Source organism: Bartonella sp. OT172YNZD (assembly GCF_042193725.1).
In the GTDB taxonomy this organism is placed as follows: domain Bacteria; phylum Pseudomonadota; class Alphaproteobacteria; order Rhizobiales; family Rhizobiaceae; genus Bartonella; species Bartonella grahamii_A.
The window spans coordinates 32,454-49,415 of the sequence record NZ_JBHILZ010000007.1 but is presented as its reverse complement, the minus strand read 5'-3'; the positions used below and the strand labels follow the sequence as shown (position 1 = coordinate 49,415).

At 35.8% G+C, this 16,962-nt stretch carries 11 protein-coding genes; 4 read left to right on the top strand and 7 right to left on the bottom strand.

Annotated features, from left to right (window positions below; all coding sequences use genetic code 11):
- Positions 1-2: 2 nt before the first annotated feature.
- The 3 genes from sufC to ACFIJS_RS04225 form a co-directional block, all read right to left on the bottom strand.
- Entirely contained in the window at positions 3-758 is a 756-nt protein-coding gene (sufC, locus tag ACFIJS_RS04235; RefSeq protein WP_375650244.1) for a Fe-S cluster assembly ATPase SufC, read from the bottom strand.
- A 160-nt stretch (positions 759-918) separates the two neighbouring features.
- On the bottom strand, positions 919-2,430 hold the full coding sequence (sufB, locus tag ACFIJS_RS04230; RefSeq protein ID WP_375650243.1) for a Fe-S cluster assembly protein SufB: 1,512 nt from the start codon (positions 2,428-2,430) through the stop codon (positions 919-921).
- Between the two features lie 171 nt (positions 2,431-2,601).
- Positions 2,602-3,747: a cysteine desulfurase family protein gene (locus ACFIJS_RS04225; RefSeq protein WP_375650241.1), complete on the bottom strand. Its 1,146-nt coding sequence runs from the start codon at positions 3,745-3,747 to the stop codon at positions 2,602-2,604.
- 160 nt (positions 3,748-3,907) lie between these two features.
- Between ACFIJS_RS04225 and ACFIJS_RS04220 the strand changes: the two genes are divergently transcribed.
- The 3 genes from ACFIJS_RS04220 to ACFIJS_RS04210 all read left to right on the top strand — a co-directional run bounded on the left by ACFIJS_RS04220 (position 3,908) and on the right by ACFIJS_RS04210 (position 6,831).
- Entirely contained in the window at positions 3,908-4,588 is a 681-nt protein-coding gene (locus ACFIJS_RS04220; RefSeq protein WP_375623583.1) for an alpha/beta hydrolase, read from the top strand.
- Between the two features lie 317 nt (positions 4,589-4,905).
- Positions 4,906-6,159: a tyrosine--tRNA ligase gene (tyrS, locus tag ACFIJS_RS04215; protein WP_375650238.1), complete on the top strand. Its 1,254-nt coding sequence runs from the start codon at positions 4,906-4,908 to the stop codon at positions 6,157-6,159.
- Between the two features lie 186 nt (positions 6,160-6,345).
- Positions 6,346-6,831: a peroxiredoxin gene (locus tag ACFIJS_RS04210; protein ID WP_375650236.1), complete on the top strand. Its 486-nt coding sequence runs from the start codon at positions 6,346-6,348 to the stop codon at positions 6,829-6,831.
- Between the two features lie 249 nt (positions 6,832-7,080).
- Here ACFIJS_RS04210 and prfB read toward each other — a convergent pair.
- From prfB to ACFIJS_RS04195, 3 genes are all read right to left on the bottom strand, one after another.
- Positions 7,081-8,209 (bottom strand): peptide chain release factor 2 gene (gene prfB / locus ACFIJS_RS04205; protein WP_375650235.1). Its coding sequence is split into 2 segments (ribosomal slippage): positions 7,081-8,139 and positions 8,141-8,209, totalling 1,128 coding nucleotides; the frame shifts between segments, so codons are not numbered across the junction.
- Positions 8,210-8,376: 167 nt separating this feature from the next.
- The gene (locus ACFIJS_RS04200; RefSeq protein ID WP_375650232.1) at positions 8,377-10,842 is read right to left on the bottom strand and encodes a penicillin-binding protein 1A; all 2,466 of its coding nucleotides are present in this window, start codon (positions 10,840-10,842) and stop codon (positions 8,377-8,379) included.
- 168 nt (positions 10,843-11,010) lie between these two features.
- Entirely contained in the window at positions 11,011-12,240 is a 1,230-nt protein-coding gene (locus ACFIJS_RS04195; protein WP_375650230.1) for an N-acetylmuramoyl-L-alanine amidase, read from the bottom strand.
- A 587-nt stretch (positions 12,241-12,827) separates the two neighbouring features.
- On the opposite strand from ACFIJS_RS04195, the gene ACFIJS_RS04190 reads away from it, so the two are divergent.
- A complete protein-coding gene (locus ACFIJS_RS04190; protein ID WP_375650228.1) occupies positions 12,828-15,449 on the top strand; it encodes a ribonuclease E/G in 2,622 nt (873 codons plus the stop codon).
- An 87-nt stretch (positions 15,450-15,536) separates the two neighbouring features.
- Here ACFIJS_RS04190 and ACFIJS_RS04185 read toward each other — a convergent pair whose 3' ends face one another.
- Positions 15,537-16,148 carry an invasion associated locus B family protein gene (locus ACFIJS_RS04185; protein WP_375650225.1) on the bottom strand — a complete coding sequence of 204 codons (612 nt, stop codon included), beginning with the start codon at positions 16,146-16,148 and terminating at the stop codon, positions 15,537-15,539.
- Between the last annotated feature and the right edge of the window lie 814 nt (positions 16,149-16,962).

The window sequence follows — 16,962 nt, the reverse complement described above, 5'->3', positions numbered from 1 at the left end:
CCTCAAACCGCTTCTCTAATAAGATCAGCATACCCATTTTGCTCTAAATAAAGCGCTAAGGATTTATCACCGCTTTTGATAATTTGTCCTTTATAAAGAACATGTACCGTATCAGGAATAATATAATTAAGCAGCCGTTGATAATGGGTAATCACCAAAAATGAACGTTTTGAATCCCGAAGTTTATTAACACCATCTGCAACAATTTTTAGTGCATCAATATCTAAACCAGAATCCGTTTCATCTAAAATGCAAAGTGTAGGTTCAAGAAGTGCCATTTGTAAAATTTCAGCGCGTTTTTTTTCTCCACCTGAAAAACCTACATTTAATGGACGCTTTAGCATATCCATATCTATTTCAAGTTTGGCTGAAACTTCTTTAACACATTTTATAAATTCAGGAATTTTAAGTTCTTCGTCACCTCGCGCTTTGCGTTGAGAATTCATCGCAACTTTTAAAAATTCCATTGTTGCTACCCCTGGTATTTCCATTGGATATTGAAATGCAAGAAAAACACCATATGCAGCACGTTCTGCTGGATCCATTTCTAAAAGTGATTGTCCATTATAGAGAATCTCTCCTTCTGTTATTTCATAATCATCATGACCAGCAATCAAATAAGACAAAGTTGATTTTCCAGCTCCATTTTGTCCCATGATAGCGGCAACTTCTCCATCTTGAACTGTCAAGTTTAAACCACGAATAACTTCTGTATCGGTCTCAGCAATACGGGCGTGCAAATTTTTTATCTCTAACATAATTTAATCCTGTTTTGGCTGTTTTTTCAGATACCAATGCGTATTATTTTACCTTAGCATCCACCTACTTTTGTAATTACCATAGAGGTCATTTTTAGCATTATTTGCTACTGTTACAGCCTTTTTACATCAAATCTTCTATTTATCTAATTAAATAAAATTACCCAACACTACCTTCAAGGCTAATACCAATAAGCTTTTGTGCTTCGACAGCAAACTCCATGGGAAGTTTTTGAATGACCTCTTTTACAAAACCATTTACAATTAATGCGATAGCTTCTTCTTCGGGAATTCCTCGTTGCATGACATAAAAAAGTTGGTCATCAGAAATTTTTGATGTTGTGGCTTCATGTTCAAAATGAGCTGTTGCATTTTTTGCTTCAATATAAGGAACTGTATGCGCACCACAATCATTCCCGATTAACAAACTATCACATTGCGTAAAGTTACGCGCATTTTGTGCTTTTCGATGTGCTGTGACTTGTCCTCGATAAGTGTTATTTGAAAAACCTGCAGAAATGCCTTTGGAAATAATACGACTGGATGTATTTTTTCCCAAATGAATCATTTTTGTACCGGAATCAATTTGTTGATGACCGTTTGCAACAGCAATAGAATAAAATTCTCCACGCGTATTATCACCACGGAGTAAGCAGGATGGATATTTCCAAGTAATCGCAGAACCAGTCTCAACTTGTGTCCATGAAATTTTAGAGTTATCACCTCGACAATCTCCACGCTTCGTCACAAAATTATAAATACCACCCTTTCCATCTTTATCGCCAGGATACCAGTTTTGTACTGTAGAATATTTAATCTCTGCATTTTTAAGGGCAATAAGCTCAACAACAGCAGCATGAAGTTGGTTTTCATCACGTTGGGGTGCTGTACACCCTTCAAGATAAGAAACATAAGAATCTTCAGCGGCGATAATCAATGTTCGTTCAAATTGGCCAGTGTTACGTTCATTAATCCTAAAATAAGTTGAAAGCTCCATAGGACAACGAACCCCTTTGGGAATATAAACAAATGAACCATCTGTAAAGACAGCAGCATTTAAGGCCGCATAATAATTATCACTTACAGGTACAACTGTTCCTAAATATTCTTTTATAAGTTCAGAATGTTCAATAATCGCCTCTGAAATAGAACAAAAAATCACACCAGCACGTGCCAGCTCTTTTTTGAATGTTGTTACAACAGAAACAGAATCAAAGACTGCATCAACAGCCACCTGTCCCGATACAGACATACTGTCATCAAAAGTAGAGGGATCAGACTGTTTTCTTACTCCTGCCAAAATCTCTTGTTCTTTAAGGGGAATGCCAAGTTTTTCGTACGTTGCTAATAACTCAGGATCCACTTCATCCAAAGATTTTGGTCCTGTATGATTTTTTGGAGCAGCATAATAATAAAGCTCCTGAAAATCAAATTTAGGATATTCAAGACGCGCCCAATGAGGCTCTTGCATTGTCAGCCAACGGCGGTAAGCTTTTAAGCGCCATGTTATCATCCATTCAGGCTCATGTTTTTTAGCAGAAATAAATTTGATTATATCTTCATTTAAGCCTTTTGGAGCTTTATCTGTTTCAATATTGGTTTCAAAACCATATCTATATTGGTCAACATCTATTTCACGTACTTGGCGTATTGTTTCTTGTACTGCCGGCATAAATTTTCTCCATTTTTTGGCGTCAAAAACCGGTAACTAAAAGTCTTATTTTTTTACGAGATTAAAGTAAGCAAGTTATTTCCTAGGCTATAGGTAAAGTGCAAAAATTTCAATCAAACTTATTCTATTATTTAAAATAATTCTAATTTTATAACTTTCTGATGATAAATCTTACCCTTTTTTTCTGCTTATAATTTGAGAAAAAAACGACAGAAAATCATCAATATCTTCAGAAGTTGTGTCACGCCCTAGCGAAATGCGAATAGCACCATTTGGAACATGATACCCCATTGCCTCCAATACTTTGCTTTGTTTTACTTTTCCCGAAGAACAAGCAGAGCCGGATGATATAGAAAACCCTTCTAAATCAAAAGCAATTTGCATCGTTTCAGCTTTTATATTTTTCACGGTAAAGTAAGTTGTATTTGGCAAACGTTGAACTTTTTTGCCAAAAATTTCAACATTTTTACTTATTTTTTGTAGTCCATCTTCTAATTTATTGCGTAAATATATTAACTGTTTTATTTCCTCCTGTGTGAAACAATCAGCCATTGCTGCTCCAAAAGCAGCAATAAGGGGCAATGCTTCTGTTCCTCCGCGGAGACCTCTTTCTTGTCCTCCCCCAATAATAAGAGGATGTGGCATGAGAATATTACTACATGAAACAAAAGCACCGATTCCTTTAGGACCACCAACTTTATGTGCAGACAGTATAAAAAAGTCTCCTCCTAGCTGATTAATATCCACGAAATTTTTATCTATATATTGTGTCAAATCAACAATAAGAGTGCCTCCTAAATCCCGAACAATAGCGGCGATTTCTGTTAACGGTTGAATAACACCCGTTTCACTATTTGCAGCTTGAATAGCAACAAGAGGTAAACCTTTTGTTTTATCATGAACCGTTAAGAGTGATATTAATTTATCTTGTTGAATGAGTCCATCTTGATTAACAGCAATGACGCTTATGAATTCTTTAGAAAAACGCCCTCCTTCTGCAACAGAGGGATGTTCAGTTGCTCCAAGGTAAAGATGAGAAAATTGAACTTTTGCATTCCCCATATTGTAAAAGGGTGTTAACAAAGTCATTGCTGCTTCACTCGCACCAGAGGTAAATACCACGTGATCTGGATCTGTTTTAAGATTTTCAGCGATTTGTTGACGTGCCTTTTGCAACAAAGTTTTAGCCGCACGCCCTTCCTTATGAACCGATGATGGATTACCAAATATCTCTAAAGATTCCAGTAACGCCATCCGTGCCATTTTTTTGAGCGGTGTTGTTGCGTTATGATCAAAATATCGGCGTTTTATAACCATCTTACATCGCAATCATTAATCTTATGAATTGATTAAAAAAATAGCGCAATTTTCTTGAAAAGCGCACTAAAAAAAGAATATCTAATAATTATTTAAGAGATTCTATGGTAAAAGTCGACCAAGGTCAATGAGAGCCTTTTATTGCATTAAGGAGCATTTTATGCCAGAAATTATTTTTAACGGTCCCGCGGGTCGGCTCGAAGGGCGTTATCAACCTTCACAACAAAAAAATGCACCCATTGCGATCATTTTGCATCCTCATCCCCAATTTGGTGGAACTATGAATCATAAAATAGTCTATGATCTCTTTTATATGTTCCAACAACGTGGCTTTACAACTTTACGTTTTAATTTTCGTGGTATTGGTCGTAGTCAGGGTGAATTTGATTATGGAATAGGAGAACTTTCAGATGCTGCTGCTGCTCTCGATTGGGTGCAAACACAACATCCAGACTCTAAAAATTGTTGGGTAGCAGGATATTCATTTGGAGCATGGATTGGTATGCAGCTTTTAATGCGCCGACCAGAAATTGAGGGATTTATCTCAGTTGCCCCTCAGCCTAATGTTTATGATTTTTCATTTCTTGCACCTTGTCCCTCCTCTGGACTTATCATTCATGGTGGTATCGATAAAGTTGCTCCTCCAAAAGATGTTCAAATACTTGTCGATAAATTGAAAACACAAAAAGGAATCATCATCACACAAGAAATATTGGAAGAGGCTAATCACTTTTTCAGTGGATGTCATGAAGAGCTTATTGAGCGATGTACCCACTATTTGGATAACCATATCACCAATGAACTTCTCGCTCCCCCTCCTGAAATACTTTCGCTAACTTAAGAAAACACGATAGATTTATACAAAATCAGCAAAAATGGTCTCTGATTATAACAAAGTAATTTTTTAATCTGTATTTAAAGCTTTTCTAAATCTTATTTCAGGATAGAAATGAGAATAACAAAATATCTTTTTTCTATTACTAAAAACTCTCTTTTTTAGCGTAAAAAGGAAATAATACCTGTATTATTATCTTTACATTACTAATATGTCTCTTTCTCTTGTGATGTTTGTATCAGTTATGATAGATAACGCTCCATTATATAATAATCACCTATTACATGAATTGAATGCACTTTTAAAATTAGGAAATTGAATCTGTGTTTGCCTTTAAATCTGATTTTTTACACATTATGAGCGAACGTGGTTTTATCTACCAAATTTCAGATGAAAAAGGTTTAGATGATCTTTTTTCAAAAGAAACTGTAAGCGCTTATATTGGATTTGATCCAACAGCATCGAGTTTACATGCTGGAAGTCTTCTTCAGATTATGATGCTTTATTGGTTACAAAAAACGGGCCATCGCCCCATTGCATTAATGGGCGGAGGAACTGGATTAATCGGTGATCCTTCCTTCAAAGATGAAGCGCGACGCCTTCTGACACAAGATGATATTGCTGCAAATATTGATGGTATTAAAAAGGTATTTGCTAACTATTTGACATTCGGTAACCGAGAAACTGATGCTTGTATTGTGAATAATGCTGAATGGTTATGCAATTTAAACTACTTAGAATTTTTGCGTGATGTAGGAAAACATTTTTCTGTCAACCGTATGTTGTCATTTGATTCTGTCAGACTCAGACTTGAGCGTGAGCACTCTTTGTCATTCTTAGAGTTTAATTATATGATTCTGCAAGCTTATGACTTTGTTGAACTTTATAAACGTTATGGGTTGCGTATGCAAATGGGGGGCTCTGATCAATGGGGCAACATTATTAACGGAATCGAATTAGGGAATCGTTTAGGAACACCACAATTATATGCGTTAACATCACCATTGCTGACAACCTCTTCCGGTGCTAAAATGGGTAAATCATTGAATGGGGCTGTATGGCTGAATGCGGATATGCTTTCACCTTATCAATTTTGGCAATATTGGCGTAATATAGAAGATTCTGATGTAACACGATTTCTAAAGCTCTATACCCCTTTGCCAATGGATGAGATTCTTAAACTTTCTGTATTACAAGGGACAGAAATTAACGAAGCAAAAAAAATTCTTGCAACAGAAGTTACAGCAATGTTGCATGGACGTGTTCTTGCCAATGCAGCAGCAGAGACTGCTCGCAAAACGTTTGAAGAAAAAACTCTGGGAGAAAATCTTCCAACTGTTGAAATTAATGCCTCAGAATTAAAAAAAGGTGTTGGATTGCTCACTCTTTTAGTACAAGCAGGACTTGCTAAATCTAATAGTGAGGCACGCCGACACGTTCAAGGTGGAGGTGTACGTGTAAATGATCAAATTATTGAGGATGAAACACATCTTATTATTGAAGAGGATGTCAGTGCAGAAGGAATCATTAAACTTTCTTTCGGTAAGAAAAAACATGTTGTGATGAAACTAGTATAATCTTTTGTTGTTTTGTTTATGTTGTTCACGTCGATCTTGTTCTTCCAATCCAATCGTTGTGATAGGGCGAGTTTTGTTAGGAAAATAAAGGTCTTTTCAAAACAATAATATTCTAGAGAGTTGAATAGTTCTTTTCTTCTGTATACTCTGATATCTTATACCTGTTACACAAGAAAGATGAAAACAATGACAAAACCAATGAAAGGTGCCCTTGCTCCTGATTTTAACTTGCCTCGCGACGGAGGAGAAACACTGTGTCTTTCTGACTTTAAAGGAAAACCTGTTGTTTTATATTTTTATCCAAAAGATGACACCAGTGGCTGCACAAGCGAAGCACTTGATTTCACAAAATTAAAGATGAAATTTGATGAAATCGGTGTTGCTGTTATTGGAATCTCTCCAGATAATGTAAAAAAACATAATAAATTTAAAGTAAAACATGAACTTGATGTCATCTTGGTTTCTGATGAAGAAAAAACAACCCTCGAAGCTTATGGTGTTTGGGTTGAGAAAAGCATGTATGGACGCAAATATATGGGTGTTGAACGGAGCACTTTTCTCATTGATGCAAATGGAATAATAGCAGAAGAATGGCGCAAAGTAAGCGTATCTGGGCATGCTGAAAATGTTTTAGCTACTGCAACACTTTTACATCATAGTGGTAACTTGTAAATTGAGTGTTTGATTTACTTTAAAAAGCAAAAGTTATCCTCCGAATATCGCAAATTTTTCTTATCTCAGCTTCTTCCTATTACTTGCGATATCATAAGCAGGATTGGCATGTAAGAAAAGGTTGAAGAAAAGAACAAGAAAATCCTTCTTTGAATCTTTAAAGTATCAAGGGCTATAGTAACATCACAACATCAATAAAACGAACAGCTTAAGAAAAAAATCTACATGGCTTGAAGGAAGGATATATAATTAACGAATATCCTCAATTTCTTGGTCTTGTCTATAAATGCGCCGTGCGAGTGCAGCCTCTATAAATGCATCTAAATTACCATTAAGTACGGATTGTGGGTCCGTATTTTCAATTCCTGTACGCAAATCTTTGACAAGTTGATAGGGTTGAAGAACATAAGATCTAATTTGATGTCCCCATCCGATTTCTGTTTTAGAAGATTCAGCAGCATTGGTTTCCTCTTCTCTTTTTTTAAGCTCTTCTTCATAAAGTCGTGCACGCAACATTGACCAAGCCGTAGCGCGATTTTTATGTTGAGAACGCTCTGTTTGACATTGAACAACAATACCCGTTTTTATATGTGTAATGCGAACAGCGGAATCTGTCGTGTTAACATGTTGTCCTCCTGCTCCCGATGCACGATATGTATCAATACGCACATCTGCCTCTGAAACATCAACTTCAATATTGTCATCAATAACTGGATAAACCCAAATGCTCGCAAAAGAGGTATGGCGCTTTGCATTCGAATCAAATGGAGAAATCCGCACCAAGCGATGAACGCCTGATTCTGTTTTTAACATTCCATAAGCATTATGCCCTTTTACAAGAATCGTCGCTGACTTTATTCCTGCTTCTTCTCCATCATGAATTTCTAAAATTTCAACCTTCATTTCATGCTGTTCAGCCCAGCGCATATACATACGTAAGAGCATAGAAGCCCAATCTTGGCTTTCTGTTCCCCCTGCTCCAGCATGAACTTCTAGATAGATATCATTCGGATCCGCCTCCCCTGAAAGAAGTACATCAATTTGCCTTTTATCTATCTCATTTTTAAGATTACGTATTGAATTTTCTGCATCAGCGATAATTTCAACATCACTTTCTTCTTCGCCCATCGCGATAAGCTCAATGCATTCTTCAAGTGTTTTTGTAAATGATAAAAGACCATTGATTGAATCATCAAGACGTTGACGCTCACGCATCATATCCTGTGCTCGTTGTGCATCATCCCATAATGACGGATCTTCTGCTTTTTGATTAAGATATTCGAGACGCTTTAGTGATTGATCCCAGTCAAAGATGCCCCCTTAGCAATTGAATTGCTTTCTGGATTTCATCAACTAATATTTCTATTTCTGCTCGCATAATTTAACACCGTATTTTTTAACATTCTTTCTGGTTATGCCTCTAGAATTTTATACAAACTTGATAGCTTCTGTGAAGAAATAGCATGGATTTATCATTCTATTTACAGAACCGACACTGTAAAAAAAATAAGAACCATGACTCATGGCGAAAGGAGATTTTGTTGATTAATACAGCCCACCTGTCCCACTTTCAAGGGCTTTATTGACTTGTGGAGAAGTAGTTACTGCAGGAACACCCTCTTGAAAAGAATTTGTACTCCCAATAACTTGATATATATCAGCAGGACCAGTCCCTGGTTTAAATGCTTCTATAATGACATCTTGATCTCCTCTTTCCGCAAGCATTCCTGTTTTCCGATTAATTGGCATTAAAATCATACCCTTTGGCATCTTAAAGGGAACATCTGGCTTCCCTTTAAGAGCATTTGTCATAAACTCACCAAAAATAGGTGCAGCTAACGAACTTCCGGTTCCATTATATCCTAACGGAGCAGGTTGATCGTAGCCGATAAAAATACCAACAACAATGTCAGGAGTAAATCCCATAAACCAGACATCTTTAGAGTCATTAGTTGTCCCTGTCTTAGCGGCAATATGTCGATTAAGATAACGTAAACGCGCTGCAGTACCACGCTGAACAACCCCTTCCATCATGGATGTAATCTGATAAGCCGTCATAGGGTCAAGAACTTGATCTCGCTCATCAATCAATGTGGGTTCACTTTGATTATTCCATGAATGCGTATTACAATTTTCACAAATACGATCATCATGACGATAAATTGTCTTTCCATAACGATCTTGAATTCTGTCTATCAGAGAAGGTTTAATGGAGCGTCCCCCATTGGCAATAACTGAATAAGCTGTAACCATTCGTAATACTGTTGTTTCGCCAGCTCCTAAAGCCATGGGAAGATAAGGCTGCAATTTATCCACCACGCCAAAGCGTTCTGCATATTCAGCGACAAGAGGCATTCCCATATCATTAGCAAGCCGTATTGTCATAAGATTACGAGAACGCTCAATACCATAACGCAACGTTGAAGGTCCTGCAAAGGTACTACCATAATTTTTGGGTTGCCAAACTTCACCATTATATTGACGAACTTCAATGGGGCCATCTAAAACAACGGATGCTGGTGTATACCCGTTATCAAGAGCTGCAGCATAAACAAAAGGCTTAAAAGCAGACCCAGGTTGCCGATAAGCTTGGGTTGCACGATTGAATTCAGATGCAGCAAAAGAAAATCCTCCCACCATCGCAAGAACGCGCCCTGTATGAGGTTCCATAGCAACAATTGCACCTTCAACCTTTGGAATTTGTTGTAAACGATAAGTGTTGTTTGTATTAGATAATTTTTCAACAAAAATGACATCCCCAACTTGCAGAACATGAGATAAGCTCTGAACAGTTTTTCGATAACCATTTTCTTTTACAACATGGAGTGCCCATTTTGAATCAGCTTCAGATAAAACAGCAATTTCCTGTTTTTTTGATAATATACCTGAAGCTTCGCGCTGTGGCTGTAAACCAATCTCTACTTTATTGGGATTAGTAGAAAGAACAACAGCTAAACGCCATTCAGGAACATCACTTAGCCCTGTGATATTTGCAAGTTCTATCCCCCAATCACCTTTCTCATCAATATGCGCATAAGCTCCACGCCATCCTTGCGAATGATCAAATCTAATTAATCCATCGTGCAAAGCACGTCGCGCAATAAGTTGTAAATGCGGATCAAGTGTTGTACGAATGGAAAGCCCACCTTCATAAAGTGTTTTAGCCCCATAGCGATGTATTAAACGACGTCGCACTTCTTCAGTAAAATAATCAGCCGCAAAAACGTAACTATCACTCCCACGTATTGTCGCTCCTAAAGGTTTAGCTTTCGCTTTTTCACCTTGTTTACGCGTTACATATCCATTTGCAATCATCCGGTCTATAACCCAATTACGCCGATCAATAGCACGTTGTGTATTCTTAAATGGATCATAATTTGCTGGTCCTTTTGGAAGAGCAGCCAAATAAGCACATTGTTCTAGCGTCAGATCATTGACGGATTTATTGAAATAGGTCAAAGAAGCAGCTGCTATACCATAAGTGCCACGACCCAGATAAATTTCATTGAGATAAAGTTCGAGAATATGATCTTTTGAATAAGTTTTTTCAATACGCATTGCTAAAATAGCTTCCTTAAATTTACGCTCTAACGTTGTTTCTGAACTTAAAAGGAAGTTTTTAGCGACTTGTTGTGTTATAGTTGATGCACCCTCTGGACGTTTTCCAGAACCAATATTACGAATATTATTGATCAAAGCTCGAGAAAGTCCTTCAGGATCTAAACCAAAATGATGATAAAAGTTTTTGTCTTCAGCCGAAATAAAAGCATTTATAACAAGCTTTGGTATTGATTGAATCGGTAAATAGAGGCGATGTTTTGTTGCAAACTCTGCCATAAGACGGCCATCAGAAGCATGGACGCGGGTCATTACCGGCGGCTCATAAAGTGAAAGAACTTCATAATCAGGGAGTGCATTTGCTTGACCACTGGTTATAACACCCCACGTTATTGCTCCGCAAAGTCCAATAGCAACAAAAAAACGAAGAAGATATCTTAAAAAAATCATCATAAAAACGGCTATCGCTTTCTTAAGAATTAATCAAAGAAAAAATAGGTTACTTCAAATACCCCAAGTGGATATCACCACAAGATTGAGATTAAGAGAATTTGTTTTCTATCTTTTATTTATATTAAGGTACACTAAAACCCCATATTGATACTCTATTTTCTTACAAATTTAAAGAGGCTGTATCATTTTCTGCCTATAATCAGCAAATTGACGAATAGAATGAGCAATAGAGGCTGCCATTTGTTTTCTCCAACGAGGATCATTTAATAACTTTTCGTCCTCTTTATTGGATAAATAACCTATCTCTATCAAGACGGAGGGTATATCTGAAGCTCTTAAAACTTGAAAATTAGCATACCGATGTGGGTTATTAATCAAGTTAATATGATTCTTTAATAAACTTGAAATAACACTATTTGCAAAATTAACCGAAAATGTATGTGTTTCACGTCGTGTAAGATCCATCAAAATATCTGTAACTTCGAGCGTTTCATCTGCGGGCAAACCATCGAGCAAATCAACTTTATTTTCATTTTCAGCTAAAGATTTTGCAATGGCATCAGAGGCTTTTTCTGATATGGTATACACTGTGGCACCGCGAAGAGAATGTAAATCAATCGTATCCGCGTGAATAGATATAAAAAGATCAGCATCAAACTCTTGTGCTTTTTTAACTCTTTCACTCAGTCTTAAAAAAATATTGGAATCTCGCGTTAAAGCAACAATAATATGAGAATCCTTTTGTAGTTCGTCTCGCAAAGCACGCGCAAAGTCTAAAGTCACATCTTTTTCTAAGATTCCAGTAACACCCCGTGCACCACCATCAATACCACCATGACCAGGATCAAGAACAACACGGAAACTATATGCTGGAATTAACTGTGTTTTTGTATCAAAAATGGTCCTTTGCTGGTTCTTTAATATCTCATCAAATTTTTCTTGTGTACTTTTACGAATATCAATCAGCAACTGCCATAAACCATTATTTAATTTTTTTACGACACTTTTTTCAACCACAAAAGCCGTTTTACTTGTCAAAATAATGCGTGAAGTCTGTATGTCAGAAAAAGCATACCGCACATCTGAAAGCATAACGGATAATGTATTCTGATTTTTTAAAGGCGTACTTTGTATTGAAAAGTCACTCGTAGGTAAATTGATAACCAAACGTGCAGGCCTGTCTAAAATCTGTAAACGAACATTTGGCTTTGAATTGAAAACCGCAATAATACGCGTATAAACACTATCACCAATGGTTCGAAAACTAATAAGTCTCAGAGGATCTGCAGCTTGAACACTGGTTTGTAATAGCAAAAAACATAATAAAAAGTACGTGACAAGCACAATAACATCCTCATACGCTGTTTTCAGCTTTTTGGTAAAAAAAACTCTTATCATAAGCAAAGTACTCTACATTACATTTGTAATAATTTTTCTTGGTTATATAAAAACGATACAGCAATTTATTCTCTATCTTTCAATAAAAGCTAAATAAACACCCAAAAACGAAATTAAGGTCATAAAGATATTATCATTATACATGATGTACATTGTTACTTGCCAAACGCATGATATCAACATAAAAGAATATTTATGCTTCCTAGCTGATAATAGTTATCTAAATTATCTGTAACTCATATTAAGTTGTCTTTAGAGGTTTTTTGCCTATCATGCGCTGAGACTTTTTTATGGATGAAAAATTTCTATGTTATAACATTAGGATTGCATTACTTAAGATTCGTTGGTTCGGATATCCGAACTGTTTTAAAGATTATTTTACCGGAGACTTTTAAAAAGTATGAGTCATAAAAAACAGATGGAGATAATGATGAGAAATGGTGTAAATGCAGTCATGCCTCTGCACGTGGTGTTCCATCCTGTTTTTCTGGTACCTCCCTTTTATGGCAGACAGCCTTTTATGTTTACGAATAGTTATAGCGTTCGTTTGAATAAAATTGTGTATGTCGCCTTCAGGATATTAACTTATGTCAAACAAAATGCTTATAGATGCCTCCCATCCGGAGGAAACACGTGTTGTTGTTGTTCACGGCAACAAAATTGAAGAACTTGATTTTGAATCAGAACATAAAAAACAGCTCAAGGGGAATATTTATCTCGCACGTATTACGCGTGTAGAACCCTCTCTCCAAGCAGCTTTTGTTGAATATGGTGGAAACCGACATGGTTTTTTAACATTTTCTGAAATTCATCCTGATTATTATCAAATTCCTATTGCTGATCGCCTTGCTCTTCTTGAAGAAGAGGAAAAAGCAGCTGTAGGAGAAAATTCTGTAGATGCCTTTACGGAAGAAGCAACTAACAATAAAAAACGCTCCAGAAGAACAAAAAAAAATCGAAAAAACAATGTCATAGCAGCCGATATCGAAAATGATATCACATCTGAAGTGACAATAATTGATAATACAGAAGAAGCATTAAATGCCGATATCTCTTATGATGAGATCGAAATGGTCGGTGCTGAGGACATCCGTGAAGAGCTCCCAATTTATCAAAGAAAACAAGGGCGCCAGTATAAAATTCAAGAAGTCATTAAACGACGTCAAATTTTGTTGGTACAAGTCATCAAAGAAGAGCGTGGCAATAAAGGTGCTGCCCTTACAACATATCTATCTCTAGCAGGTCGTTACTCTGTTCTAATGCCCAACACAGCACGTGGTGGTGGTATTTCACGAAAAATTACGAACGTACAAGACCGTAAGCGTCTTAAAGAAATCGTAAAAGAATTAGCAGTTCCAAAAGGTATGGGCGTTATCTTACGAACCGCTGGTGCCAATAGAACAAAAGCTGAAATTAAACGTGATTATGAATATCTTATGCGATTATGGGATACTATTCGCACTTTGACACTCGAGTCAACGGCGCCATGCCTTGTCCATGAAGAAAGCAATCTCATCAAGCGTTCTATACGAGATCTTTACAATAAGAACATTAGTGAAATTCTTGTCTCTGGAGATCAAGGATATCGTGAAGCGAAAGACTTTATGCGTATGCTCATGCCAAGTCATGCAAAAGTTGTGCAACCTTACCGTGATCCTACACCCATTTTTGCAAGAAATAATATTGAAATTCAACTTGATAAAATGTTGCAACCACAGGTTTCTTTAAAATCTGGTGGTTATCTTGTTATTAATCAAACAGAAGCACTTGTTGCTATTGACGTAAATTCTGGCCGCTCTACGAAAGAATTCTCTGTCGAAAAAACAGCCTTACAAACTAACCTTGAAGCTGCTGAAGAAGTAGCGCGTCAATTACGCTTGCGTGACCTTGCTGGTTTAATTGTGATTGATTTTATTGATATGCTTGAAGAACGCAATGTGAGGCTGGTCGAAAAAAAATTAAAAGATTGTTTAAAAAATGATCGTGCTCGTATTCAAGTAGGCCATATTTCACACTTCGGCCTTTTAGAAATGAGTCGTCAACGTATTCGCATATCGGTTTTAGAAAGTACAACACAGCCCTGCCCACATTGTGCAGGAACAGGAAATATACGTTCTGAATCATCAATTGCGTTACATGTCATGCGCTCAATTGAAGAATATCTTCTTCATAATTCGCAATATAATATTATCGTGCGCACACCCGTAGCAACAGCGCTTTATGTATTAAATCATAAACGCAACATTCTTGTTAATTTAGAAGCTCGCTTTAAGCTTAATATTAGTATTGAAGCAGATGATAGTATTGGAACGCAACATCTTGTTATTTCTAAAGGCTCAATAGCAGAGAGCATTTCTCAATCTTCATTGGAAGATGCCAATAAGAAAGAAACTGAAGATTCTGTTTTCATAAAAAATGAATTTATTGAAAATCTTTCTCCTATTGAAACAAACCAAAAGCGTCAGCGCAAAAATCGTCATGCTGAAATTACTGATCATTCTCTCTCCAACGTTCATAAAAAAGAAGATACCTTGAATGATGATTCTTATCATCGAGGACGCCGTCGAGGACGTCGTGGTGGTCGACGCAATCAAGATAATAGTTTTCATCAGATTCGCGTTCCTTACGCAGAACCAGTAGGAGATTTTTCTAAACAGGCTTTAGCAGAAATTAAAGCAGTGCATCGCAAACGTCGTGTTTCACCTGCTAAATCTTTTGAACTTGAAAAAATAAAAAATAATATACAAGCTCTAGATATACAAAAACAGGGTGAATCTAAAAAAATTGATACAAGTGTTAAATCTAAAAAACGTTCTTCAAAAGAAGTAGAAAATCAACCTTCTTTAGAGAATGATCAAAATGTTGCAAAACAAAAATCTCTTGAAGAAAAACTTAAAACCAGTTCGGTACGTAAAGCTAAAACAAAAAAAGCAGACAAGTCTATTCATAAGGTAAAAGATAAAACTCTTGAAAATAGTAAAAAATCAACACGTGGAATACGTAAAAAAACATCTTCTAAAGAGACAACACAAATACAAAAAATATTAAAGAAAGAAACTATAGTCCAGATAGAGGAAGTCGTTGAAACCTCTCCTTCCAAAATTGAAGAAACAATTAATCAACCCGTTGTTATTTCATCAACGCCTAATGATTCTTCCGAAACTGAACGTATTGGTTGGTGGAAACGCAGAATTCTTTCGAAAAATTAAGGATTAAAAAAACCGCCACAGAAAACTGTGGCGGTTTAAATAAACAATTACAGAAGACGTTTCAACCAATTCTATGGTGTGGATTTATTACTTCTGTTTTGCTTTTTCTTGCTCAGCCCGCATACGCTCTTCAATTTCTTTTTGCTTTGATTGAATGGCTTGCTGCAGCTTTATTTGTTCTTGTTGGAAATCTTTTTCCTCCATACCAGGACCAGTATAGGCTGCTGTAAACCCATTAAGAGAAAATTCAATAGGATTAGCTGAACCACGGAAATTAACTGTGGTTACAACCATTTTTGTACCACTTTTCATAGCTGCTATAAGCTTATCATCTAAGACATCATTGGCAATACAACTTGGTCCATTACAAATAATATAAGGAATTTTTTTAGAAAAGTCATTACCAATTTTAATGTGAACACCTTCTGGCAAAAAACGACCTGTAGGTACTTGAATACCTATACGTTTTTCATTTTGCTTCCCTTTTATTTCAACAAGATTAAAAGCCGTTAAAGGTTGTCCCGTATTTGATAATACAGTATTCATTGTATTACAAATATCAACATCATGCTGCTTACTACAAACTTTGTACCAACCTTGTGATAAAGTTTGCGCATTTGCAGAAATACCAGCTATAAGAAAAATGGCAGCGGCTCCAACTAATACTAAAACAGCAGAATAAACATTTTTATGCGACATGATTAAGTTAATCCTTTCAACGCGCTCTTAAATAACTTCAAAAAAATATTAAACATAATTCCAACTTAAATTTATTAAATTATAATGAAATAATACTTAATTTTAATAGTTTTAATTCAATATAAAAAAAAAAGTCAAATTTAGAGAAAAAATACGACGAGCCATTCTAATTTTTATACACCCATACAATTCCCCTCTTCATGACATTGGTGTTTGATGCAATCTATCCATAAAACACCTTTGTGCATCTGAACTAAGATTACACAAACGAATCAATATTGCAATATTAATTAAAATAAACTCCCATACTACTCTAAAAGTCTTACTAATTAAACTTTTTATATTTATTACTCTTCACGTTAAGCTTATAGAGCCTTAGCAATAGGTTTTGCAATGTATGAAGCTGTAAAATATCAGATAAATTTTATTGTTTTCTTATGTGCCTCGTGTGATAAACAAAAAAATCATTTACGGTATTATCGAAACATTTGATGAATTAAAACCACTGATTGTCTAAAATTTCTGCATAATTAGAAAACTTTTTGCTAATGGACAATTTTCTGCCCTTTTTTACAAAATAATGGTGATACACTTTTGTAATAAATTTTTTATATTCTATAGCTTTTAACTAAAAAGTTTAGTTTAAAAATACGCTACTACAGAAGTGCTGCTTTTTTAATTAAATAACACATTCTCTTAGAGAAAAAATTTATAACTATTGAAAATATTTCATTTATAATAACAAATTATCTTTTTTCTATATTATATGAAAGATCCTAATAGCGCAAATCTCTCTTATATTGAATCAATAAAA

What these genes read in the sequence shown, in the direction of transcription:
- sufC (WP_375650244.1), bottom strand. Translation starts at nt 758, where the DNA reads ATGTTAGAGATAAAAAATTTGCACGCCCGTATTGCTGAGACCGATACA.
- sufB (WP_375650243.1), bottom strand. Translation starts at nt 2,430, where the DNA reads ATGCCGGCAGTACAAGAAACAATACGCCAAGTACGTGAAATAGATGTT.
- ACFIJS_RS04225 (WP_375650241.1), bottom strand. Translation starts at nt 3,747, where the DNA reads ATGGTTATAAAACGCCGATATTTTGATCATAACGCAACAACACCGCTC.
- ACFIJS_RS04220 (WP_375623583.1), top strand. Translation starts at nt 3,908, where the DNA reads ATGCCAGAAATTATTTTTAACGGTCCCGCGGGTCGGCTCGAAGGGCGT.
- ACFIJS_RS04210 (WP_375650236.1), top strand. Translation starts at nt 6,346, where the DNA reads ATGACAAAACCAATGAAAGGTGCCCTTGCTCCTGATTTTAACTTGCCT.
- ACFIJS_RS04200 (WP_375650232.1), bottom strand. Translation starts at nt 10,842, where the DNA reads ATGATGATTTTTTTAAGATATCTTCTTCGTTTTTTTGTTGCTATTGGA.
- ACFIJS_RS04195 (WP_375650230.1), bottom strand. Translation starts at nt 12,240, where the DNA reads ATGATAAGAGTTTTTTTTACCAAAAAGCTGAAAACAGCGTATGAGGAT.
- ACFIJS_RS04190 (WP_375650228.1), top strand. Translation starts at nt 12,828, where the DNA reads ATGTCAAACAAAATGCTTATAGATGCCTCCCATCCGGAGGAAACACGT.
- ACFIJS_RS04185 (WP_375650225.1), bottom strand. Translation starts at nt 16,148, where the DNA reads ATGTCGCATAAAAATGTTTATTCTGCTGTTTTAGTATTAGTTGGAGCC.